The sequence below is a fragment of the Lacisediminimonas profundi genome, assembly GCF_008831265.1.
Taxonomy (GTDB): domain Bacteria; phylum Pseudomonadota; class Gammaproteobacteria; order Burkholderiales; family Burkholderiaceae_D; genus Lacisediminimonas; species Lacisediminimonas profundi.
Map to the genome: position 1 here is coordinate 776,262 of NZ_VTTH01000002.1, position 17,668 is coordinate 793,929.

The window sequence follows — 17,668 nt, forward strand, 5'->3', positions numbered from 1 at the left end:
GTGTTTCAGCGCACGGTTATCAATCAGATCTCGACGTTCACGGCATCGTACCGGAACAACCAGTCATAGCGCTCTCGTATGCGCGCCGGGTCCCACTCCGCCGATGTATAGGAATCGGCCAGCACCGGATCTTCCAGCTGCGCGTTGTGGAAGCGTGTCAGGTTCTCTGCAGACTTGTTGACGATGCGGGTCGTGCGTTCGACCCGTGCCTTTTCGTATCGGAGCAAAGCAGCAACTGGATCCGTGCTTTCCTGCGCGAGCGCGCGGCCAAGCACATAGCCGTCTTCAATTGCCATGTTGGCGCCTTGTGCCAGGTACGGCAAGGTGGAGTGGCATGCATCGCCAAGCAGCGTGACGCGGCCGTCGCTCCATTTCTGCAGCGGGGAACGCAGGAACAGCGCCCATTTGAATGGATGCTCGATATTCGAAATCATCAGCTGGACATCCGGATGCCAGCCCTGGTAATCAGCGGCGCACTCGGCGATTGTTCCGGGCTCGGTCCAGGACTCGACTTGCCAGTCATCCCGTTCGACATGCCCGACGAAATTGAGCAGCCGTCCGCTACGCACTGGATAAGTAATGATGTGACCTCGCGGGCCGATCCAGTTGGCGCCCACCGGCCGGCGCAAATGGGCCGGCAGCCGGTCGATCGGAATCATGCCGCGCCAGCACATGCCACCGGTGAAGGTGGCCTTGTCCTCGCCGGCCAGCTGCCGCCTGATCCTGGAATGCAATCCATCAGCACCGACCAGCACATCGCCGCGGACGCTGGTGCCGTCTTCCAGAATCAATTCGACCCCATCGGCGTCCTGCCGGAAACCGGTGCCGCGCGATGCAATGTGAATGGCGTCGGCCTTGCAAGCACGCACGGCATCGACCAGCACCTGGTGCAAGTCCGCCCTATGCATCAGCAGATAGGGAACACCATAGCGCTCGACCGATTCATCGCCCAGATTGAACAGCGGCGTGGTCTTGCCACTGCTCCAGATCCTGATTTCCTTGCCACTGGCCTGCACCGCCAGTTTTTCGACCGCATCCTTCAGCCCGAGCGCATACAGGACCCGGACTGCGTTCGGCCCCAGCTGAACCCCTGCCCCGATTTCCTTCAGCTCCTGGGCCTGTTCGAAAACGTCGACATCAACGCCGCGCTGCAACAGCGCCAGTGCGCCGGTCAGACCGCCAATGCCGCCACCAGAAATCAATACATGCAACTTGCTGTTCACCGCTGGACTCCTTTCGCGCTGCCGACATCCTGGCGGCAATTTTCTTCGATCATACGGCTCGCCTCGGCCACTGACACCACGTCCGCATATTTGCTGTCCATGTCGAACAGATTGACGGCATGCGAGACCTGGGAGCGGTCGAACACGCACTCATGCGGCACCACCACCTGGAAGCCGAATGAAGACGCATCTACGACGGTCGCACGCACGCACCCGCTGGTGGTCGTGCCGGCGACGAAAACGGTTCTTACACCGCGGTCGATCAGGTAGCTGAGCAGCGAGGTTCCGAAGAACGCGCTGGCATGCTGCTTGGGGACCAGCAGGTCGTCATCGTGGGGCGCGACTTCCTTGACGAACTCATAGCCGCGCGCCGGGATCGACATGACCGCCGGCGCCTTGTCCGCCCAGCGTCCGCCGTAGTTGCTGCGCTTGGGGGCCACATAGGGATAAATCACGGGCAATCCGTTGGCGCGAAAGCTGCTGATGAGCTTGCCGATGTGAGGCACTGCTTTCCAGCCGAACTCGCCACAACTGGTGGGATATTCCTTGATGGCCTCCCTGATCGGAAGCGGGCGCTCCCCGACCGAGCGGTACTGCAGGTCGATTACCAAGAGGGCAGCAACACCCGGCTTGAAAGACTTCTGGCCAAAGCCGATGGCCTGGTAAAGATCAAGCTCTGCCGGCGGGATCACTCCACTCCACGGGAGATCGTCGTTCGGCATGAGGATGTCGGAGTTCGCTGGCATATGGCCTTCTGATTCGGTATATTTCAGAACTTGATTCTGCCAGCCAGAATTTTGAGCGTCAATATCTATTTCGCCGGGCCGGTCAAAATGAGTAAAAGGAGCAAGGGGATCTGGCGCATCCAGTCCAAGTCCCTTGCCGCCGCTGGTTTTCCCGAACAGAAAAACCAGCCCCTGAAATGCGATAATCCGAACCGAGCCAGCCTGGCTCATCCCCCAAGCTAGCAAGCGAAGCGCTAAAAAAATGACCGAAAAAATCGATGGCGTGGCCGCAGTCGAGCGCGCACTGACCATCATGAACGCGTTCAGGATGCAGGATCAGACCCTGAGCCTGCACGAGATCGCCCAGCGAACAGGTTTCTACAAGAGCACGATCCTCAGGCTGATGGCGTCGTTGATCCGCTTCGGCTGCATCGAACAACTTCCGGACGCCAGCTACCGCCTCGGCCATGCCGTAATGACCTGGGGCAGCATCTATCGCAACTCGCTGCGGCTGGAGGACCTTGTCATGCCGGTCCTGAACGAGCTGGTCGACGCTACCGGCGAGGGGGCATCGTATTTCCGCCGCGAGGGGGACGTGCGGCTGTGCCTGTTCCGGGTCGACCCGCGCAGGTCAGTCAGGGACCATATTTACGCCGGCCAGGTGCTGCCCTTGCAGCAAGGCGCGGCCGGTCGGGTGCTGGTGGATTACGAAGGTGAACGCTCAGGCTGGCCGGACTCGCGCGTGATCGTGACCATCGGCGAGCGCGAGCCGGACATCGCAGCGATTGCGGCGCCGGTATTCGGCACCGATCAGCGGGTGATCGGTGCGGTCGCAATTTCCGGGCCGTCGATCCGCTTCACGGACGAGGTGTTACCGGACTACTCCAGCGCTGTGCTCAAGGCAGCGATCCATCTTACGCAACGGCTGGGCGGCGATGCGCAATGGCTCAGGGATGGACTGCACCCCAAGTCACAGGCTTGATGCGGGCGGGCCGCTATAGCGGCATTATGGGCATGATGGGCGTGCCGATCCTGCAGAGATGAAATTCGCATCCGATCACGGCAAGCTCAGTTTTTATATACCGGGCCAAGATTTTTTATATACGAGCCGGCCGTTCAACTCCCGTCCTCAATTCGCAAGTGATGCAACGCATCATCCACAGTGTCCGGACAGGTCACCGCGCATACCGATGCTCGGCCAAGCCCGATCGCATTGGGCAGCTTGACCACAAGCTCAAACTGACGCCACCGAGAAAACTTCAGATTTCTCAAAACGCCTGCAGCTACCAGTCGACCGGTGGGGCAACTTTCCCATGTCGAGCGCCGCCGCTTCCAGCAGGTATGCGAGTCGCCTTATTCCGCGGGAGGCGCCTTCTTGCGCGTCCGAGCCGGCTTGGCCGGTTCGGTTCGCGGCAACAGTCCCTCGCTGACCATCGTGAAATAGGTATCGATGATCTCGTCGATCGACACCGACTTGCGCGGGCTGTACCAGCGTGCCAGCCAGTTGCACATGCCGAGTATGCCGAACGCAATCATCTTGGGATCGCTGCCGCGGGCAAACTGACCGCTCTGCTGGCCCGCGGCGATCAGCGACGTCCACATTGTTTCGTAGTCTTTCCAGACGCGCAGCATCATTGCATGCAGCTCCTCGTTGCCACCCATGACGCCGTCGCGCAGGAAGATCGTCATCTCCAGGCAATGACGGTCAAAGCGCTTCAGGTGGTTGCGGATGGCCATGCGCAGCTTGTCCACCGCCGGCAAATCGCTGGCAATGACTTCCTTCATGCCGTCGATCAGGCCCACCGTCTGTGGTTCAACGATGGCAATCAGGATCTCGGTCCGGCTACGGAAATAGTAGTACAGCGCCTCACGCTTGATACCGACGGCCTGGGCCACATCGTCCAGCGAAGTGTGGGCGTAACCCTTGCGATCGAACAACTCGGTGGCGCTGTGCAGGATGGCCTCGCGGCGCAAGGCGGACTTGCGGGGTTTGCCCGTCTGCGTGGTCTCGGTGTCTGGCCGCGTAGCGGCGGTTCGCGAACTTTCCATGGGATGCGTCCTTGGTCCTCTGAGCGGGTGACGGGGTGGGCGGATCACTGCTGCAGGCGTGTGCCTCGCCTGTCTGTTTCCGCTCTCACCCCGCACCAAAAATTTTATGATTGCGTAAATTTCACAGCCATTTTTTGGCCGCAAATCTACGCAGCGTAAATTCCAGATCGAAGTCTACACTATACCCGCGCTGTACTTCCCCTAAGGGAAAGTGATTTCCACCACACGGAAACCCAAAGCCGGATCGAATTTTTATTTACGTTAGAGTAGAAAATTCTTGCGCATCCAATATTTTTCTTTTACGCTTCTGTAAAAACAAGGAGCAAGGAAGACATATGGTTTCGAAAGTACATGAAGGCAGGGAGTACCCCCCCTTTCGCATCCGCCCTGACCGGGAGCTGGTACGCAAGTACTGGACTTCGATGGGGGTTGATCCGGAGCGGCGCGAAGTCCCGCTCACCTACCTTATTTTCCTGCGCGGCGAATCGCAGGGTGTGGACCTGTTCCGCGACCTCGACATTCCGCGCCGGCAGGCCCTGCATGGTGGCCAGCGATACGAGTGGTTCGCGCCGGTCGGGCCGGACGACGAACTCGATGTCGTCGTGCGTATCGACCGGGTACTGGAGAAAGCCAGCAAGAGTGGCCCACTGTGGTTCGTCGATGCGACCTACGAATACCGCAATGCCGGCAGCGGCGCGCTGGTACTGAAAGAAGTGACGCGACTGATCAAGCGAGGCCTGCAATGAAGACCGGACAAGTGCTGTTTGACGTAGAGATCCCCGGCTCCAGCCGCGAGCTTATCGCGCTGTTCTCAGAGGCGACCGAAGACCCCAATCCGATCCACGTCGATGACGATTTCGCCCATGACTGCGGGTTCCCGCAAGTGATCCAGCAGGGTCCGATGACGACTGCCCACTTCGGGCGCCTGCTGGCTGAAGCAGTCGGCGCCGGCCAGGTGAAGATGCTCGACGTGTCCTTCAGCGCCCCGGTTTTCCCGCTTGAGGCATTGCGCCTGAATGCAGTCGTCGGCGAAGTGCGCGACGGCCGGGCGCAAGTGGTGCTGCAAGCGCAGAAGGCGGACGGCGTGGTGACCGCCAAAGGCACCGCCGAAGTCGTCGCGGAGGCCGCATGAGCACAGCGCCTCCCTGCACGGTCATGGTCGCCGGCGGCGAAGTCGGCCCCTTCGGACGCTTTGTCGACATTTCAATGAGCGCGCTGTCGCGCCCGGTAGTCGATGCCGCGCTGCGCGACGCTGGCGTGGCGGCTTCCCAGCTGCAGGCGGCCTATGTCGGCAACGGCTTCGGCGGCCTGATCCAGGGGCAGGAAACCATACTGGGGCAGATCCTGCTGGCCGATTCAGGCATCGACACCATTCCCATCCATAACCTGAAGAACGCGTGCTCCAGCGGCGCCGACGCGCTGGCCATGGCGTGGAGCGCAATCGCGTGGGGCCAATACGAATGCGTGCTGGTGCTCGGCGTGGAAAAGATGACCCATGCCGACCGCGCGCGGCCCATGCTTGCACTGGCGTCGGCATCCGACCTGGCGCCGACCGAGCCGGGCCGCTCGGTATTCATGGACCTGAATGCGGCGCGGGCCAAAGCCTACATGCAGGAATACGGCGCCACGCAGCGCGACTTTGCCATGGTGGCGGTAAAGAACCGCGCCCACGCCGTGCTGAATGAAAAGGCCGCCGAGCGCGAGCCGCTGACGCTGGAGCAAGTGCTCAATGACCGCATTGTGATCGATCCACTGACCCGCTCCATGTGCGGCGGCATTTGCGACGGCGCGGCAGCCCTGGTGCTGGTCAGCGCCAACTACGCGAGGCGGCACGGGCTCACCGGACCGACCATTGCCGCCTCTGCCGTGGTCTCCGGCAAGCCCAAGGGCGGCAGCGGGGGAAGCGCGACGGCGCGCGCAGGCTTGCTGGCTTTCGAGTCCGCCGGCATCAGCCCGCGCGAGGTTTCGCTGGCGGAAGTGCACGATCCAAGCGCACCACAGGAATTGCTGGATATCGAAGACCTCGGTCTATGCGACCGCGGCGAAGCGGCTGCGATTACCGCGCGTGGCGCAACCGCGCTGGGCGGTTCCTTGCCGGTGAATGTTTCCGGCGGATTGGCGCATCGCGGCCATCCGGTCGGCGCGACCGGCGTGGCGCAGGTCGTAGAGATCAGCCGACAGCTGACCGGACGCGCGGGCAAATCCCAGGTAATGGGCGCACGGGTCGGCCTGGCGCAAATGGCAGGCGGACTGGTCGGCAAGGATTCGGCCATCGCCTGCGTTCATCTCCTCAAGTGCTGACACGCGTCGGCCAATTTCAAGGACTGTTAATGAGCTACACAATACCCTCCTCCTACGATCATTTCGTCAACGGCCAGTGGATGCCCTCCAGCGGCACGGCACGGCTCGAGTGCGCAAGTCCGCTGACGCAGGAGATCCTGACCACCGTGCCCGATGCGACCGCGGCCGACCTCGATGCGGCGGTTGCCGCCGCGGCCGCTGCCCAGCCGGGCTGGGCCGATGTGCCGGCGCGCAAACGCCAGGCCTTGCTGGAAGCGGCGGCCGACCGCCTGGTCGCCGAGGTGGAGCGGCTGGCCTGGCTGGAAACCGCCAACACCGGCAAGCCAATCAGGGAAAGCCGCGCCAACGTGATGACCGCGGCAGACCGCCTGCGCTACTACGCCGGCGCCTGCCGGGTATTCGAAGGCGTGGTGGTGCCGGTAACGCGTGACATCACCAGCTATGGCCTGCGCAAGCCGCTGGGCGTGATCGGCATCATCGGCGCCTGGAATTTCCCGCTCAACATGTTCGTCGGCAAGATCGCGCCGGCCATTGCAGCAGGCAACTGCGTGGTCTACAAACCTGCGGACGCAACGCCGGTGACTACACTTGAAATCGCCGCTCTGCTGGCCGAATGCCTGCCGCCGGGCGTGGTCAATGTCATCACCGGCCGCGGCGATACCGCCGGTGCCGGATTGGTGGCGCATCCGGGGGTGCGCAAGATATCGGTGACCGGATCGAGCGAGACCGGACGGCGGGTGATGGCCGGCGCCAGCAGCACCATCAAGCGCCTGACGCTTGAACTCGGCGGCAAGAACGCGCAGATCGTCTACCCCGATGCCGACCTCGACCGGGCGGCGCAAGGCATCCTGCTCGGCGCCTTCATGAACCAGGGCCAGGTCTGCACCGCCGGTAGCCGCATCCTCGCCCACCGCGACATCGCCGCGGGACTGAAGGAGCGCATCCTGTCGCTGGTGCCGCGCTTGCGCGTTGGCGATCCGTTCGATCCGGCGACCCGGATGGGCACGGTGTCTACCCGTACCCATTTCGACCGCGTGGCCAGTTACATCGAACTTGGCAAGCGCGAGGGCGGCCGCCTGCTGTGCGGCGGCGAGCCAGTTCGGGTTGACGCCTGGCCGCGCGGCCTGTTCATGGCGCCGACCCTGTTCGAGGGGCTGGCCGCCAGCGCGCGCGTGGCACAGGAAGAAATCTTCGGCCCGGTCGCGACCTTTTCGGAATGGGATGACGAAGCAGCCATGCTGGACGAGGTGAACGGCGTCGAACAGGGTCTCGCAGCCGGCGTCTGGACATCCAGCCTGTCCCGCGCCCATGCGGCGGCGGAAGCGGTGCAGACCGGCCGGGTCTGGGTCAACTGCTACAACCTGTTCCCCTCAGGCGCTGCCTTCGGCGGCAGCAAGGCCAGCGGCTTCGGCCGTGAAGACGCCTTCGAAACACTGCTTGACTTCACCGAGGTCAAGAACGTGATCGTCGACGCGGCCCCCGACTATCGCAGTTTCTACGAATGACGGGCACGCAGCCCGATTTTATTTGACGTCCATCGTCCAAGCCCACATCCAAGGAGCATTTTCAATGACTACCGCAACGCTCTCCCCTTCGGCCCACGCCCAAGGCCCTGCCACCGCAGCAGATTTCTGGAACCTCGATCCCGAATACCGCGACTTGCTGCTGAACCTGATCAACATCCACGTGGTCAGCGAACTGTACGGCGGCGACTGCTTCGAGCGCAGCATCCTGCGCGCGCCCACCCCGGAACTGAAGATGCGCATGGCGAAAACCGTAATGGAAGAATACGGACACCACGTTCGCTATCGCAAGCTGATGGACGAGCTCGGCCTGGACTGGGAAGAGTACGCCCGCAGCAAAGGCCACCTGAGCACCTTCGACACGCCGATGGAATCCTGGGCTGACCAGGCTGTTTTCCTGGCCCTGGTCGACCGTGCCGCCGCGCACCAGTTCCGGCATTTCGTCCAATCCGGCTACGAGCCCTTCCGCCAGGCGGCGCAGGACACGCTGAAGGAAGAATATGGCCACGTCGGGCTGGGCATGGACGCGGTCAAGCAACTGCTGGAAACGCCGGAGGGCCGCGCCGAGGTCGAGAAAGCCACCACCAAATGGCTGCAGGTCGGCCTGCAGTCCTTCGGTTCGGACAATTCGCGCAAGAACGAGCGTTATCGCCATTTCGGCATCAAGCAGGACACCAACGAGAACATGCGTGCCGCGTACTGGCAGCAGGTCCGTGCCTTCATTACCGAAGACTGGGGCATCGCCTTACCGGAAGATTTCCGCGAGATCTGGTCACCCTCGGCAACCGACGACACGGAACGCGCGTACTGACCCATTGCGGTCAGCCCGATTGAGCCGGCCATAGCGGCCGGTAACGGAGTATTGAAATGTTTTCACTGGTGGTCGAAGGAACGGACAAGGCAGTACAGGCGGGGGCAGACGAGTCTCTGCTCGACGCCTGCCTGTCGCGCTCGGTGCCCCTTCCCTACAACTGCCGCTCGGGCGAGTGCGGCGAATGCCTCGCCCGGCTGGTGAGTGGCGAAGTGCATGAATTGCCGGGCGCGGATCCGGCGGTCTACAGCGACGCAATGCGCAGCGAGGGGATGATCCTGACCTGCATGTGTTTTGCGCGCTCCGACGTGGTGATCAGCGTCCCCTTGCGCGACGGTGGCGATCCGAGGATCACCGAGTTCGACGCGGTGATCGAGAACGTCACCTGGTTTGACGAGCGTACCGCGAAAGTCCTGATGCGCTGCCCGGCGCCGGTCGAGTTCCGCAGCGGCCAGTACTTCGAGTGGCTCGTGCCTGGCACCTCGGGTCCGCGCGCCTATTCCGCGGCCAACGCCTGCGGCAGCTCGCACCTCGAGTTCCTGGTGCGCGTCCACCCCGGCGGCGAAATCAGCTCGCGCCTCAAGCGCCATGAACTGGCAAGCGGCGATGTGGTCAGCCTGCGCGGGCCCTACGGTGCCTATGCATTCAACCCGCGCGACGACGGCAACGCCCTGTTCGTGGCCGGCGGCACCGGGCTGGCGCCGGTCAAATCAATTGTCGAGGCGGCGCTGCAGGCCCGCAGCACGCGCCCGATGGTCGTGTTCTACGGCGCCCGCAACAGGTCTGAACTGCAGTGCGCGCAGGCACTCTCGCAGTGGGCCGCGGAACATCGCCAGCTGCGCTTCGTTCCGGTACTGTCCGAGGAACCGGCCGATTCGGCGTGGACCGGGCGGCGCGGCACCGTGATCGACGCAATGAAGGAAGAGCTCGGCGAGTCATTCGGAGCCCAGGCCTACCTGTGCGGTCCGCCGGTGGTGATTGAATTGGCCACGGCCCTGCTGGAACGCCAGGGCGTATTCCGCGCCGATATTTATTGCGACAAGTTCGTCCCGGCGATGTCGCGCGAGGGAGCATGAAGATGCAGGTGCGCGCAATCGCCGATGCAGCAAACGACCAGGCGGCACAGGGCCGGGATCCCGGCGCGCCGCTGCCGGTCCGGGCCAGCGATGGCATATTGCTGGGGGCACGGCTGTTCGCCAATCCCGCTGCAAAGGCGCGCCTGGTGGTCAGCCACGGCAACGGCCTGGCCTCCTTCGGCTACCGCGTCTTCTGGGAAAACTTGCGGAAAGATTTCGAACTGGTGGTAGTCGACGTACGCGGCCACGGGATGAGCGAACCGGGTGCGGCAGGACATCATCACTGGCCGCAATTCGTTGCCGACCTCGAGACCTTGCGCGACACCCTGGCGCAGCAGCTCGACCCGCGCCCCACCTTTGGCGCTTTCCACTCGCTGAGCGCGGTGGCCAGCCTGCTGCAGTCCCATCACCATGGCCGGCGCTGGGACGGGCTGGTGCTGTTCGACCCGCCGCTGGCGCCCCCTGCGGGGCATCCGCTCAGGCGCGCGCATGAGCGTGACGTCGAAATGCTGGTCGAGGGCGCGTTGCGCCGGCGGCCCTCGTTCGCGCACCCCGCGGAGCTGGCGGGACGATTCGCCCGCCCGGAGATATTCGGCGCTTGGGAGGACCCGGCCCCGATGGACATGGCCTGCGCCACCCTGCGCCCGGACAGCGACAGCCAGGAATGGGTGCTGGCCTGCGCGCCGGATCGCGAAGCCTTCGTCTTCCGGACCAACATGGACGAGCGCGCATGGGAAGCCATGCTTGCCCCGCCGTGCCCGATCCACATTATCGCTTCGGATCCGCATGCGCCCCAGCCGGGCGCGCCGGCCTTGACCTCGCTGGCCGCGCATCAGGAAGCGGGCGTAAGTTATGACGCCATCGCCGGTACCGGTCACTTCCTGCAACTGGAACAACCCGGACAATGCCGCGCCGCGCTGCGCAGGTTCATTGCAAGTTGCGGGCAGGCGGCGATGATGAATCCAGTCCAGACAACATAATAACCAATAGAAGCACTCAGCAATTCAAGGAGACAAGCGTGAATGCAGTCATGCAAGAGAAAAGGCCCGCACCGGGGCTGGAAGGCAATGTCGTTGACTACCTGTTCGAGCACCGCATGGCGCCGGCAGAAGCGCAGCGGCCCTACCTGATCACGCCTTCCGGCAATTTTTCCTTCGGCGACCTCTATCGGCGGACCTGCCAGGTCGGGCAGATGCTGAAGGCGCAAGGCGTACAGCCCGGCGACCGGGTGATGTTCAGCCTGCTCGACGGCCTCGATTTCGTCGCCACATTCCTTGGCGCGATGAAGATCGGCGCAATCAGCCTGCCGCTCAACACCTTCCTCAAGGCCGCCGATTATGCGTACTACATCCGCGACAGCGGCGTGCGCGCCGTGATCGTCGACCATTCCCTGGTCGGGCGCATCGACGAGATACGGCATGCCGGGGATTTCCCCAAGCTGCTGTTTGTCGCCAATGGCGCAGCGGAGGGATACCGCGCATTCGAACCGGAAGTGGACCGGATGCCGCAGGCGCTCGACACATTCCCCCGCCGCCCGGACGAGGCCGCATTCTGGCTGTACAGCTCGGGCAGTACCGGTGCGCCCAAAGGCGTGGTCCACACCCACGACCACATCTACTGGGCGACTGAATTGTTCGGCCTGGGGACGGTCGGCATGGACGCTTCGGATGTGATCCAGTGTCCGCCAAAGATGTTTTTCGCCTACGGCCTGGGCAACCAGGTGTACTTCCCCCTGCGCACTGGCGCCGCCATCGTGGTCGAATCAGGCCCCATCAAGCCGCAAGCAGTACTCGACAAGCTGATCGCCCACAGGCCGACCCTGATGATGTCGGTGCCAACCCTGTACGCCGGCGTGCTGGACCTGATGCGGGGCATGGACCCCGACGCGGTACGCCAGGCCTGCAGCCGCCTGCGCTGCTGCATCAGCGGCGGCGAGCTGCTGCCGCCGGCGCTGAATCGCCAGTGGCTGGCGATGACCGGCAAGGAAATCATGGACGGCGTGGGGACGACAGAACTGACCCACATGTTCATGATCAATCTGCCGGGCCAGATCGTCCCGGGCAGCTGCGGCAAGCTGGTCAAGGGTTACGAAGCGTACTGCCTCGACGAGGAAGGCAAGCGGCTGCCGCTCGGGGAGATCGGCAACCTGTTCGTCAAGGGACCGACTGCGGCGCAGATCTACTGGAACAAGCCGGAGAAAACCGCAGCCACGATGTGGGACGGCGGCGTGCTCACGGGTGACAAGTGCTACCAGGACGCGGAAGGCAATTTCTTCTATGTGGGCCGGATGGATGACATGCTGCGCGTGGGTGGCATCTGGGTCTCGCCGGGCGAGATCGAGTCGGTGCTGGCAGAACATGCGGCCATCCTCGAGTGCGCGGTCATCGGCGCGGCGGACGAGCATGACATGATCAAACCGAAAGCCTTCGTCGTGCTGCGCCCTGGCGTGCAAGCCGACGAGCCATTACGAGATTCGATCCGTGAACTGCTGCGCTCAAAGCTGGCCCACATCAAGTGTCCGCGCTGGATCGAGTTCGTGCCCGACCTGCCCAAGACCGCCACCGGAAAAATCCAGCGTTTCCGCTTGCGTAGTGGCGACACCGCGGGCCAGCCGGCCTGAACACCCCCTCCCCCCCCCTGATGAACATTAAAAATACGGAGACCTGCATGACTACACGTCGACAAGTACTGACCCGCGGCGCCGCCATACTGGGCGCAGCTTCCACCGGACTGATGCTGCCGCATCTCGCCCGCGCCCAGGGATCGAAACTCAAGATCGGCCTGATGCTGCCTTACACCGGAACCTTCGCGCAGTTGGGCGTCGCGATCGAGAATGGCGTGCGCATGGCCATCAATGAACAGGGTGGAAAGCTTGGCGGACGGGAAATCGAATGGTTCAAGGTCGATGACGAATCGGACCCGTCGAAGAGCGTTGAAAACGCCTCCCGGCTGGTGCAACGCGACAAAGTCGACGTGCTGATCGGCACCGTGCACTCGGGCGTACAGATGGGCATCCAGAAGGTCGCTCGCGAAGCGCGCGTGCTGAACCTGATCCCCAACGCTGGCGTGCAGGCCGCGACCGGCTCGCTGTGCGCGCCGAACGTGTTCCGCTCTTCCTTCAGCAACTGGCAGGCCGGCTATTCGTTGGCGCCGGCGATGATCCAGCGTGGGCACAAGAAGGCGGTCTGGATCACCTGGAAGTACGCAGGCGGCGACGAGATCTTCGAAGGCTTCAAGGAGGGATACACCAAGGCCGGCGGCACCATCGTCAAGGTATTGGGCCTGCCCTTCCCTAGTGTCGAGTTCCAGGCGATGCTGACCGAAATCGCGTCGATCAAGCCGGACGCGGTCGCCTGCTTCTTCGCCGGCGGCGGCGCCGCCAAATTCATCCGCGACTATGCGACTGCGGGCCTGAAGGGCAAGATCCCCTTGTACGGCGCCGGCTTCCTGACCGAGGGCGTCCTTGAGGCTACCGGGGCGGCAGCCGAAGGCATCGTCACCACGATGCACTACAGCGATGCGCTCGACACCCCGCGCAACAAGAAATTCCGTCTCGAATACGCCAAGGCATTCAAGGTGCAGCCGGATGTCTACGCGGTACAGGGCTACGACACCGGCCTGCTGCTGGCGCATGGCGCCAACGCGGTCAAGGGCGACCTGTCGGCGAAAAAGGCGCTGTACCAGGCGATGGAAACAGCAGTCATCGACAGCCCGCGCGGCAAGTGGCGCATGAGCAAGTCGCACAATCCTGTGCAAGACATGTACCTGCGGGTCGTGGAGAACAAGGAAAACAAGGTGCTCGGCGTGGCGGCGAAAGCGCTGGCCGACCCGGGCAACGGATGCCGGATCGCGTGACGACGCCTGGCCCCTTGCCAGCACGTGGCCGCACCGGACCCGCATCGTGGGCTGGTGCGGGTCCGGCGGACGGGCCAGCCCTGCAACCATTCCTTCGCGCAAGTGCCGCCGCCGTGCGGCACTTGTGCGTCCAATCCTGAGCCCTGTTCGATGGATATTGCCAACTTCCTGATCCAGCTTCTCAACGGTGTGCAATACGGCCTGCTGCTGTTCATGCTGGCCGCCGGCCTGACGCTGATCTTCGGCATCATGGGGGTGGTCAACCTCGCCCATGGCAGCTTCTACATGCTGGGCGCCTACCTGGCCTGGTCATTGTCGGGCCTGTTCGGCAACTTCGCCGTGGCCATCCTCGCCGGTGTCGGCCTTTCGATCGTGTTCGGGCTGCTGCTGGAGCGGCTGCTGTTCCGCCACTTCTATCAGCGCGACCATCTCGACCAGGTTCTGCTGACCTTCGGCCTGATCTACATTTTCGAGGAAATGCGCTCGATCCTCTGGGGCGACAACGTGCATGGCGTGGCCATTCCGGAGGCGCTGGGCGCATCCATTGCCCTGACCGAGACTCTCAGCTACCCGGTGTACAGGCTATTCATTTCCGGCGTTTGCATCGCGATGGCGATCGGCCTCTACCTGCTGATCTCGAAAACCCGGCTGGGCATGAAGATCCGGGCCGGCGCGTTCAACAGCGACATGACCGAATCGCTCGGCGTCAACATCAAGCTGATCCACATGACCGTCTTTGCCCTTGGCATCGGGCTGGCCACCGTGGCTGGCATGATCGCCGCACCAGTTTCCAGCGTGTTCCCGAACATGGGCTCGCATGTGCTGATCATGTGCTTCGTGGTGGTGGTCATCGGCGGGATCGGCTCGGTGCGCGGCGCGCTGATCGCGGCCATGCTGGTGGGACTGGTCGACACCTTCGGGAAAGTGCTGCTGCCCTCCATGGCGGGCATGCTGATCTACATGCTGATGGCGGCGGTGCTGCTGTGGAAGCCGGAAGGCCTGTTCAAGCACTGATGGCGGCCCGGCCGCCAGCGAAATCCGGAACAAACCCGGAACAAACCCTAAACAACACCCGAAACCACACCACTACGGCCACTCACCCCAACCGAAAAGTCAACGCATGAGTTCATCCAAAGCCAATCTCGAGGTCCTGCCCCGCGGCCTGCAATTCGCCCTGTTGTTGGCAGCCGTGCTGCTGGCCGTCTTCCCCTTTGTGGGCGCCGACTTCTACCTGCAGGTGGTCACGCGCATGATGATCCTGGCGATCCTTGCCATGAGCCTGGACCTGCTGCAAGGCGTGGCCGGCATGGTGTCGCTCGGCCATGCCGCGTATTTCGGCATCGCAGGCTATGCGCTTGCCTTCCTGATGCCGCCGGGCGAGCCGGCCAGCCTGTGGTGGACGCTGCCGGCGGCAATGCTGGGCTCGGCACTGGCGGCGCTGGTGATCGGATTTTTCGTGGTGCGCACACGCGGTATCTATTTCATCATGGTGACGATGGCCTTCGCCCAGATGGTCTTCTACCTGTTCTTTGACAACAAGCCCTTGGGCGGGTCGGATGGCATCTACATCAACTTCAAGCCGGCGGCGGGCCTGTTCGACCTCGAAGACAAGAAGGTCTTCTACTTCTTTACGCTGGCCTGCCTGGCCGCGACCTACTTCCTGTTGCGCCGCCTGCTGTTCAGTCCGTTTGGCCGGGCGCTGGCCGGCATACGCGTGAACGAGCATCGCATGCGTTCGATGGGCTTTTCCACCTTCGGCTACAAGCTGACCGCATTCACGCTGGCCGGCGCGCTGGCCGGCCTTGCCGGCTACCTGTGGGGAGCCTTGTCCGGTTATGTGAATCCGGAGCTGATGGGCTTCCACATGAGCGCCCACGCGTTGATGATGGTGATCCTCGGGGGCATGGGAAATTTCGCAGGCGCGATCCTCGGTGCATTCTCGTTTGAATATGTGCTGCACATGTTCAAGGACCTGGACAAGATCGGCAGTTTCGACGCCGGCAAGCACTGGCAACTGTGGATGGGTATTTTCATTGTGATCGTCGTGGTGATTGCGCCGCGCGGTCTGCTGGGCCTGATGGAGGGATTCATGCGCAAGAAGGAGAGCGGCGATGAATGAGGCATTGATGCCCATCGGCCAGTTGCTGCACCCCGCCCCAGCGCAGCTTGCGCAACAGGCGCCGGCCCGCGTGGCGGAACAATCGGTCCTGCTGTGCGCCAGCAACCTGACCCGGCAGTTCGGCGGACTCAAGGCGGTCAACGATGTATCAATCAACCTTTGGCGCGACCGCATACACGCGGTCATCGGGCCCAATGGCGCCGGCAAGTCGACCCTGACCAACCTGCTGTCCGGCGACCTGCAACCAAGCTCGGGCCGTGTGGTCCTTGCCGGCCAGGATGTCACCGGCTGGGCGCCTGAAAAAATTTCCCACGCCGGCCTGGGCCGCAGCTACCAGAAGACCAATATCTTCCTGCCCTTCACGGTCTGGGACAACGTGCTGCTGGCGGCCCTGTCCCGCGATCCGCAACAGCCGTGGAATCCCGTGCACTGGTTTCGCAAGGCGGCGCAATCGAAGACCGCGGTCGAACTCGCCGGCCGCGCAATCGAACTGGCCGGCCTGAAAGACCGGCGTCACTCGATTGCCGGCGCCGCCAGCCACGGCGAACAGCGCCAGCTGGAAATTGCCATGACCCTGGCCACCGGCCCGCAAGTGCTGTTGCTGGACGAGCCGCTGGCCGGCATGGGCACATCAGAGGCAGAGCGGATGCTGGAGCTGCTGCTGGAACTGAAGAAAGGCCACGCCATGTTCCTGGTGGAACATGACATCGACGCGATATTCGCCCTGGCCGATCACCTTACCGTGCTGGTCGACGGGCAGGTGCTGGCCAGCGGCGTGCCGGCGGACATCCGCTCCAACCCCGAGGTGCAGGCGGCCTACCTGGGCGAGGCCTACTGAATTGGCGCAGTGCAGGAGACATGAAATGAAGACCACTGGCGAAGAATTGATTGCGGTCACCGGATTGAACACCTACTACGGCGCCAGCCACATCCTGCGTGGCGTCGATTTCTCGGTCCGCCGCGGTGAGACGATCGGGCTGATGGGGCGCAACGGCATGGGCAAGAGCACCCTGCTCAAGAGCATCATGGGACTGGTCAAGCCGCGCTCGGGAACCGTGCGCGTGATGGAGCGCCCGATGACGGGCCGGTCTCCCTATGAAATTGCGCGGCTGGGCGTGGCCTACGTGCCCGAAGGACGGGGTATTTTCGGCAACCTGAGCGTAAGCGAAAACCTGAGGATGTCGGCCCGCGCGGGCACCCGTGGCCAGCGTGACTGGACCTACGAGCGGGTGATGGAGACCTTCCCGCGCCTGAAGCAGCGCTTGCGGCACGGCGGCCAGCAACTCTCCGGCGGCGAGCAGCAGATGCTTACAATCGGCCGCGCACTGATGACCAATCCGGACGTGCTGATCCTGGACGAGGCGACCGAGGGCCTGGCGCCGCTGATCGCGCGTGAAATCTGGCGCATCTGCAGCCTGATCCGCGAGACCGGCATCAGCAGCATCATCGTCGACAAGAACTGGAAGCAGGTGACGCGGATCACCGATCGCAATGTCATCCTCGTCAGGGGCGAGGTGGTATTCGCGGGCTCCTCCCAGGCGCTGGAGGACAAGCCGGAGCTGCTGGCACAGCATTTGGGGGTTTGAGCGCGAACATTTGTTGCCGCCGACACTCCGATTGCAGCACCAGCAGACTGGCGTTTTGGTTCCAATCGGATATTGGGCAGCTCGTGCATGGACAGTTCCAGCAAGGCCAGGACTGAGCCGCCGCCTTGCTCGCGCTGGACGAGGCAGATGCGGCGCTTCAGACGGGTTATACAAAAGGCAGGCACACAAGCCGGTCCAGCAACTCCCGCCGCCCGACACGGCGCACTCCGCCATGTTGGTACAGAGCGGCCGGCGTCGAACAGGCTGCACGGCGGGTAACAAAGCGAGAAAAAGCGGCTCGATCAGAAAAAGCAAAGCCGCAAGTGATTGGTTCACTGCGGCCTTCTTTGATTTGACTGGCGGAGAGACGGGGATTCGAACCCCGGATAGGCTATGAACC

The 17,668-nt window shown here is 63.1% G+C and carries 17 protein-coding genes; 14 read left to right on the forward strand and 3 right to left on the reverse strand.

Going from position 1 to position 17,668, the window contains the following annotated elements; all coding sequences use genetic code 11:
- Positions 1 to 23: 23 nt before the first annotated feature.
- The gene (locus FVE66_RS09245) at positions 24 to 1,223 is read right to left on the reverse strand and encodes an FAD-dependent monooxygenase (RefSeq protein ID WP_241673108.1); all 1,200 of its coding nucleotides are present in this window, start codon (positions 1,221 to 1,223) and stop codon (positions 24 to 26) included.
- Positions 1,220 to 2,179 carry an isochorismatase family protein gene (locus FVE66_RS09250; protein ID WP_241673109.1) on the reverse strand — a complete coding sequence of 320 codons (960 nt, stop codon included), beginning with the start codon at positions 2,177 to 2,179 and terminating at the stop codon, positions 1,220 to 1,222. The genes FVE66_RS09245 and FVE66_RS09250 overlap by 4 nt, the downstream gene beginning before the upstream one ends.
- 31 nt (positions 2,180 to 2,210) lie before the next feature.
- Between FVE66_RS09250 and FVE66_RS09255 the strand changes: the two genes are divergently transcribed.
- Complete coding sequence (locus FVE66_RS09255; RefSeq protein ID WP_151447086.1) at positions 2,211 to 2,930, forward strand: IclR family transcriptional regulator; 720 nt, start codon at positions 2,211 to 2,213, stop codon at positions 2,928 to 2,930.
- 371 nt (positions 2,931 to 3,301) lie between these two features.
- Here FVE66_RS09255 and FVE66_RS09260 read toward each other — a convergent pair whose 3' ends face one another.
- Complete coding sequence (locus FVE66_RS09260) at positions 3,302 to 3,997, reverse strand: TetR/AcrR family transcriptional regulator (protein WP_151447087.1); 696 nt, start codon at positions 3,995 to 3,997, stop codon at positions 3,302 to 3,304.
- A 335-nt stretch (positions 3,998 to 4,332) separates the two neighbouring features.
- Between FVE66_RS09260 and FVE66_RS09265 the strand changes: the two genes are divergently transcribed.
- The 13 genes from FVE66_RS09265 to FVE66_RS09325 all read left to right on the forward strand — a co-directional run bounded on the left by FVE66_RS09265 (position 4,333) and on the right by FVE66_RS09325 (position 17,268).
- On the forward strand, positions 4,333 to 4,743 hold the full coding sequence (locus FVE66_RS09265; RefSeq protein WP_151447088.1) for an FAS1-like dehydratase domain-containing protein: 411 nt from the start codon (positions 4,333 to 4,335) through the stop codon (positions 4,741 to 4,743).
- Positions 4,740 to 5,129: a MaoC family dehydratase gene (locus FVE66_RS09270; RefSeq protein WP_151447089.1), complete on the forward strand. Its 390-nt coding sequence runs from the start codon at positions 4,740 to 4,742 to the stop codon at positions 5,127 to 5,129. The genes FVE66_RS09265 and FVE66_RS09270 overlap by 4 nt, the downstream gene beginning before the upstream one ends.
- Positions 5,126 to 6,298, forward strand: coding sequence for a thiolase family protein (locus FVE66_RS09275; protein ID WP_206668731.1), 1,173 nt, complete (start codon positions 5,126 to 5,128; stop codon positions 6,296 to 6,298). The genes FVE66_RS09270 and FVE66_RS09275 overlap by 4 nt, the downstream gene beginning before the upstream one ends.
- 29 nt (positions 6,299 to 6,327) lie before the next feature.
- On the forward strand, positions 6,328 to 7,803 hold the full coding sequence (locus tag FVE66_RS09280) for an aldehyde dehydrogenase family protein (RefSeq protein WP_151447090.1): 1,476 nt from the start codon (positions 6,328 to 6,330) through the stop codon (positions 7,801 to 7,803).
- Positions 7,804 to 7,867: 64 nt separating this feature from the next.
- A complete protein-coding gene (locus FVE66_RS09285; RefSeq protein WP_151447091.1) occupies positions 7,868 to 8,632 on the forward strand; it encodes a Phenylacetic acid catabolic protein in 765 nt (254 codons plus the stop codon).
- 56 nt (positions 8,633 to 8,688) lie between these two features.
- The gene (locus tag FVE66_RS09290; RefSeq protein WP_151447092.1) at positions 8,689 to 9,708 is read left to right on the forward strand and encodes a 2Fe-2S iron-sulfur cluster-binding protein; all 1,020 of its coding nucleotides are present in this window, start codon (positions 8,689 to 8,691) and stop codon (positions 9,706 to 9,708) included.
- Positions 9,705 to 10,688 carry an alpha/beta fold hydrolase gene (locus FVE66_RS09295; RefSeq protein WP_151447093.1) on the forward strand — a complete coding sequence of 328 codons (984 nt, stop codon included), beginning with the start codon at positions 9,705 to 9,707 and terminating at the stop codon, positions 10,686 to 10,688. The genes FVE66_RS09290 and FVE66_RS09295 overlap by 4 nt, the downstream gene beginning before the upstream one ends.
- 38 nt (positions 10,689 to 10,726) lie before the next feature.
- The gene (locus FVE66_RS09300) at positions 10,727 to 12,328 is read left to right on the forward strand and encodes a benzoate-CoA ligase family protein (RefSeq protein WP_161993233.1); all 1,602 of its coding nucleotides are present in this window, start codon (positions 10,727 to 10,729) and stop codon (positions 12,326 to 12,328) included.
- A 47-nt stretch (positions 12,329 to 12,375) separates the two neighbouring features.
- On the forward strand, positions 12,376 to 13,563 hold the full coding sequence (locus FVE66_RS09305; RefSeq protein ID WP_151447095.1) for an ABC transporter substrate-binding protein: 1,188 nt from the start codon (positions 12,376 to 12,378) through the stop codon (positions 13,561 to 13,563).
- Positions 13,564 to 13,713: 150 nt separating this feature from the next.
- A complete protein-coding gene (locus tag FVE66_RS09310; protein ID WP_151447096.1) occupies positions 13,714 to 14,577 on the forward strand; it encodes a branched-chain amino acid ABC transporter permease in 864 nt (287 codons plus the stop codon).
- Positions 14,578 to 14,683: 106 nt separating this feature from the next.
- Positions 14,684 to 15,682 carry a branched-chain amino acid ABC transporter permease gene (locus FVE66_RS09315; RefSeq protein WP_151447097.1) on the forward strand — a complete coding sequence of 333 codons (999 nt, stop codon included), beginning with the start codon at positions 14,684 to 14,686 and terminating at the stop codon, positions 15,680 to 15,682.
- Complete coding sequence (locus FVE66_RS09320; protein WP_421829427.1) at positions 15,675 to 16,520, forward strand: ABC transporter ATP-binding protein; 846 nt, start codon at positions 15,675 to 15,677, stop codon at positions 16,518 to 16,520. Before FVE66_RS09315 ends, FVE66_RS09320 begins: the two co-directional genes overlap by 8 nt.
- 25 nt (positions 16,521 to 16,545) lie before the next feature.
- Positions 16,546 to 17,268: an ABC transporter ATP-binding protein gene (locus FVE66_RS09325; protein ID WP_151447098.1), complete on the forward strand. Its 723-nt coding sequence runs from the start codon at positions 16,546 to 16,548 to the stop codon at positions 17,266 to 17,268.
- The last annotated feature ends 400 nt before the right edge of the window (positions 17,269 to 17,668 follow it).

What these genes read in the sequence shown, in the direction of transcription:
- FVE66_RS09260 (WP_151447087.1), bottom strand. Translation starts at nt 3,997, where the DNA reads ATGGAAAGTTCGCGAACCGCCGCTACGCGGCCAGACACCGAGACCACG.
- FVE66_RS09270 (WP_151447089.1), top strand. Translation starts at nt 4,740, where the DNA reads ATGAAGACCGGACAAGTGCTGTTTGACGTAGAGATCCCCGGCTCCAGC.
- FVE66_RS09320 (WP_421829427.1), top strand. Translation starts at nt 15,675, where the DNA reads ATGAATGAGGCATTGATGCCCATCGGCCAGTTGCTGCACCCCGCCCCA.
- FVE66_RS09315 (WP_151447097.1), top strand. Translation starts at nt 14,684, where the DNA reads ATGAGTTCATCCAAAGCCAATCTCGAGGTCCTGCCCCGCGGCCTGCAA.
- FVE66_RS09290 (WP_151447092.1), top strand. Translation starts at nt 8,689, where the DNA reads ATGTTTTCACTGGTGGTCGAAGGAACGGACAAGGCAGTACAGGCGGGG.
- FVE66_RS09310 (WP_151447096.1), top strand. Translation starts at nt 13,714, where the DNA reads ATGGATATTGCCAACTTCCTGATCCAGCTTCTCAACGGTGTGCAATAC.
- FVE66_RS09285 (WP_151447091.1), top strand. Translation starts at nt 7,868, where the DNA reads ATGACTACCGCAACGCTCTCCCCTTCGGCCCACGCCCAAGGCCCTGCC.
- FVE66_RS09280 (WP_151447090.1), top strand. Translation starts at nt 6,328, where the DNA reads ATGAGCTACACAATACCCTCCTCCTACGATCATTTCGTCAACGGCCAG.
- FVE66_RS09275 (WP_206668731.1), top strand. Translation starts at nt 5,126, where the DNA reads ATGAGCACAGCGCCTCCCTGCACGGTCATGGTCGCCGGCGGCGAAGTC.
- FVE66_RS09255 (WP_151447086.1), top strand. Translation starts at nt 2,211, where the DNA reads ATGACCGAAAAAATCGATGGCGTGGCCGCAGTCGAGCGCGCACTGACC.
- FVE66_RS09305 (WP_151447095.1), top strand. Translation starts at nt 12,376, where the DNA reads ATGACTACACGTCGACAAGTACTGACCCGCGGCGCCGCCATACTGGGC.
- FVE66_RS09325 (WP_151447098.1), top strand. Translation starts at nt 16,546, where the DNA reads ATGAAGACCACTGGCGAAGAATTGATTGCGGTCACCGGATTGAACACC.
- FVE66_RS09295 (WP_151447093.1), top strand. Translation starts at nt 9,705, where the DNA reads ATGAAGATGCAGGTGCGCGCAATCGCCGATGCAGCAAACGACCAGGCG.
- FVE66_RS09265 (WP_151447088.1), top strand. Translation starts at nt 4,333, where the DNA reads ATGGTTTCGAAAGTACATGAAGGCAGGGAGTACCCCCCCTTTCGCATC.
- FVE66_RS09250 (WP_241673109.1), bottom strand. Translation starts at nt 2,179, where the DNA reads ATGAGCCAGGCTGGCTCGGTTCGGATTATCGCATTTCAGGGGCTGGTT.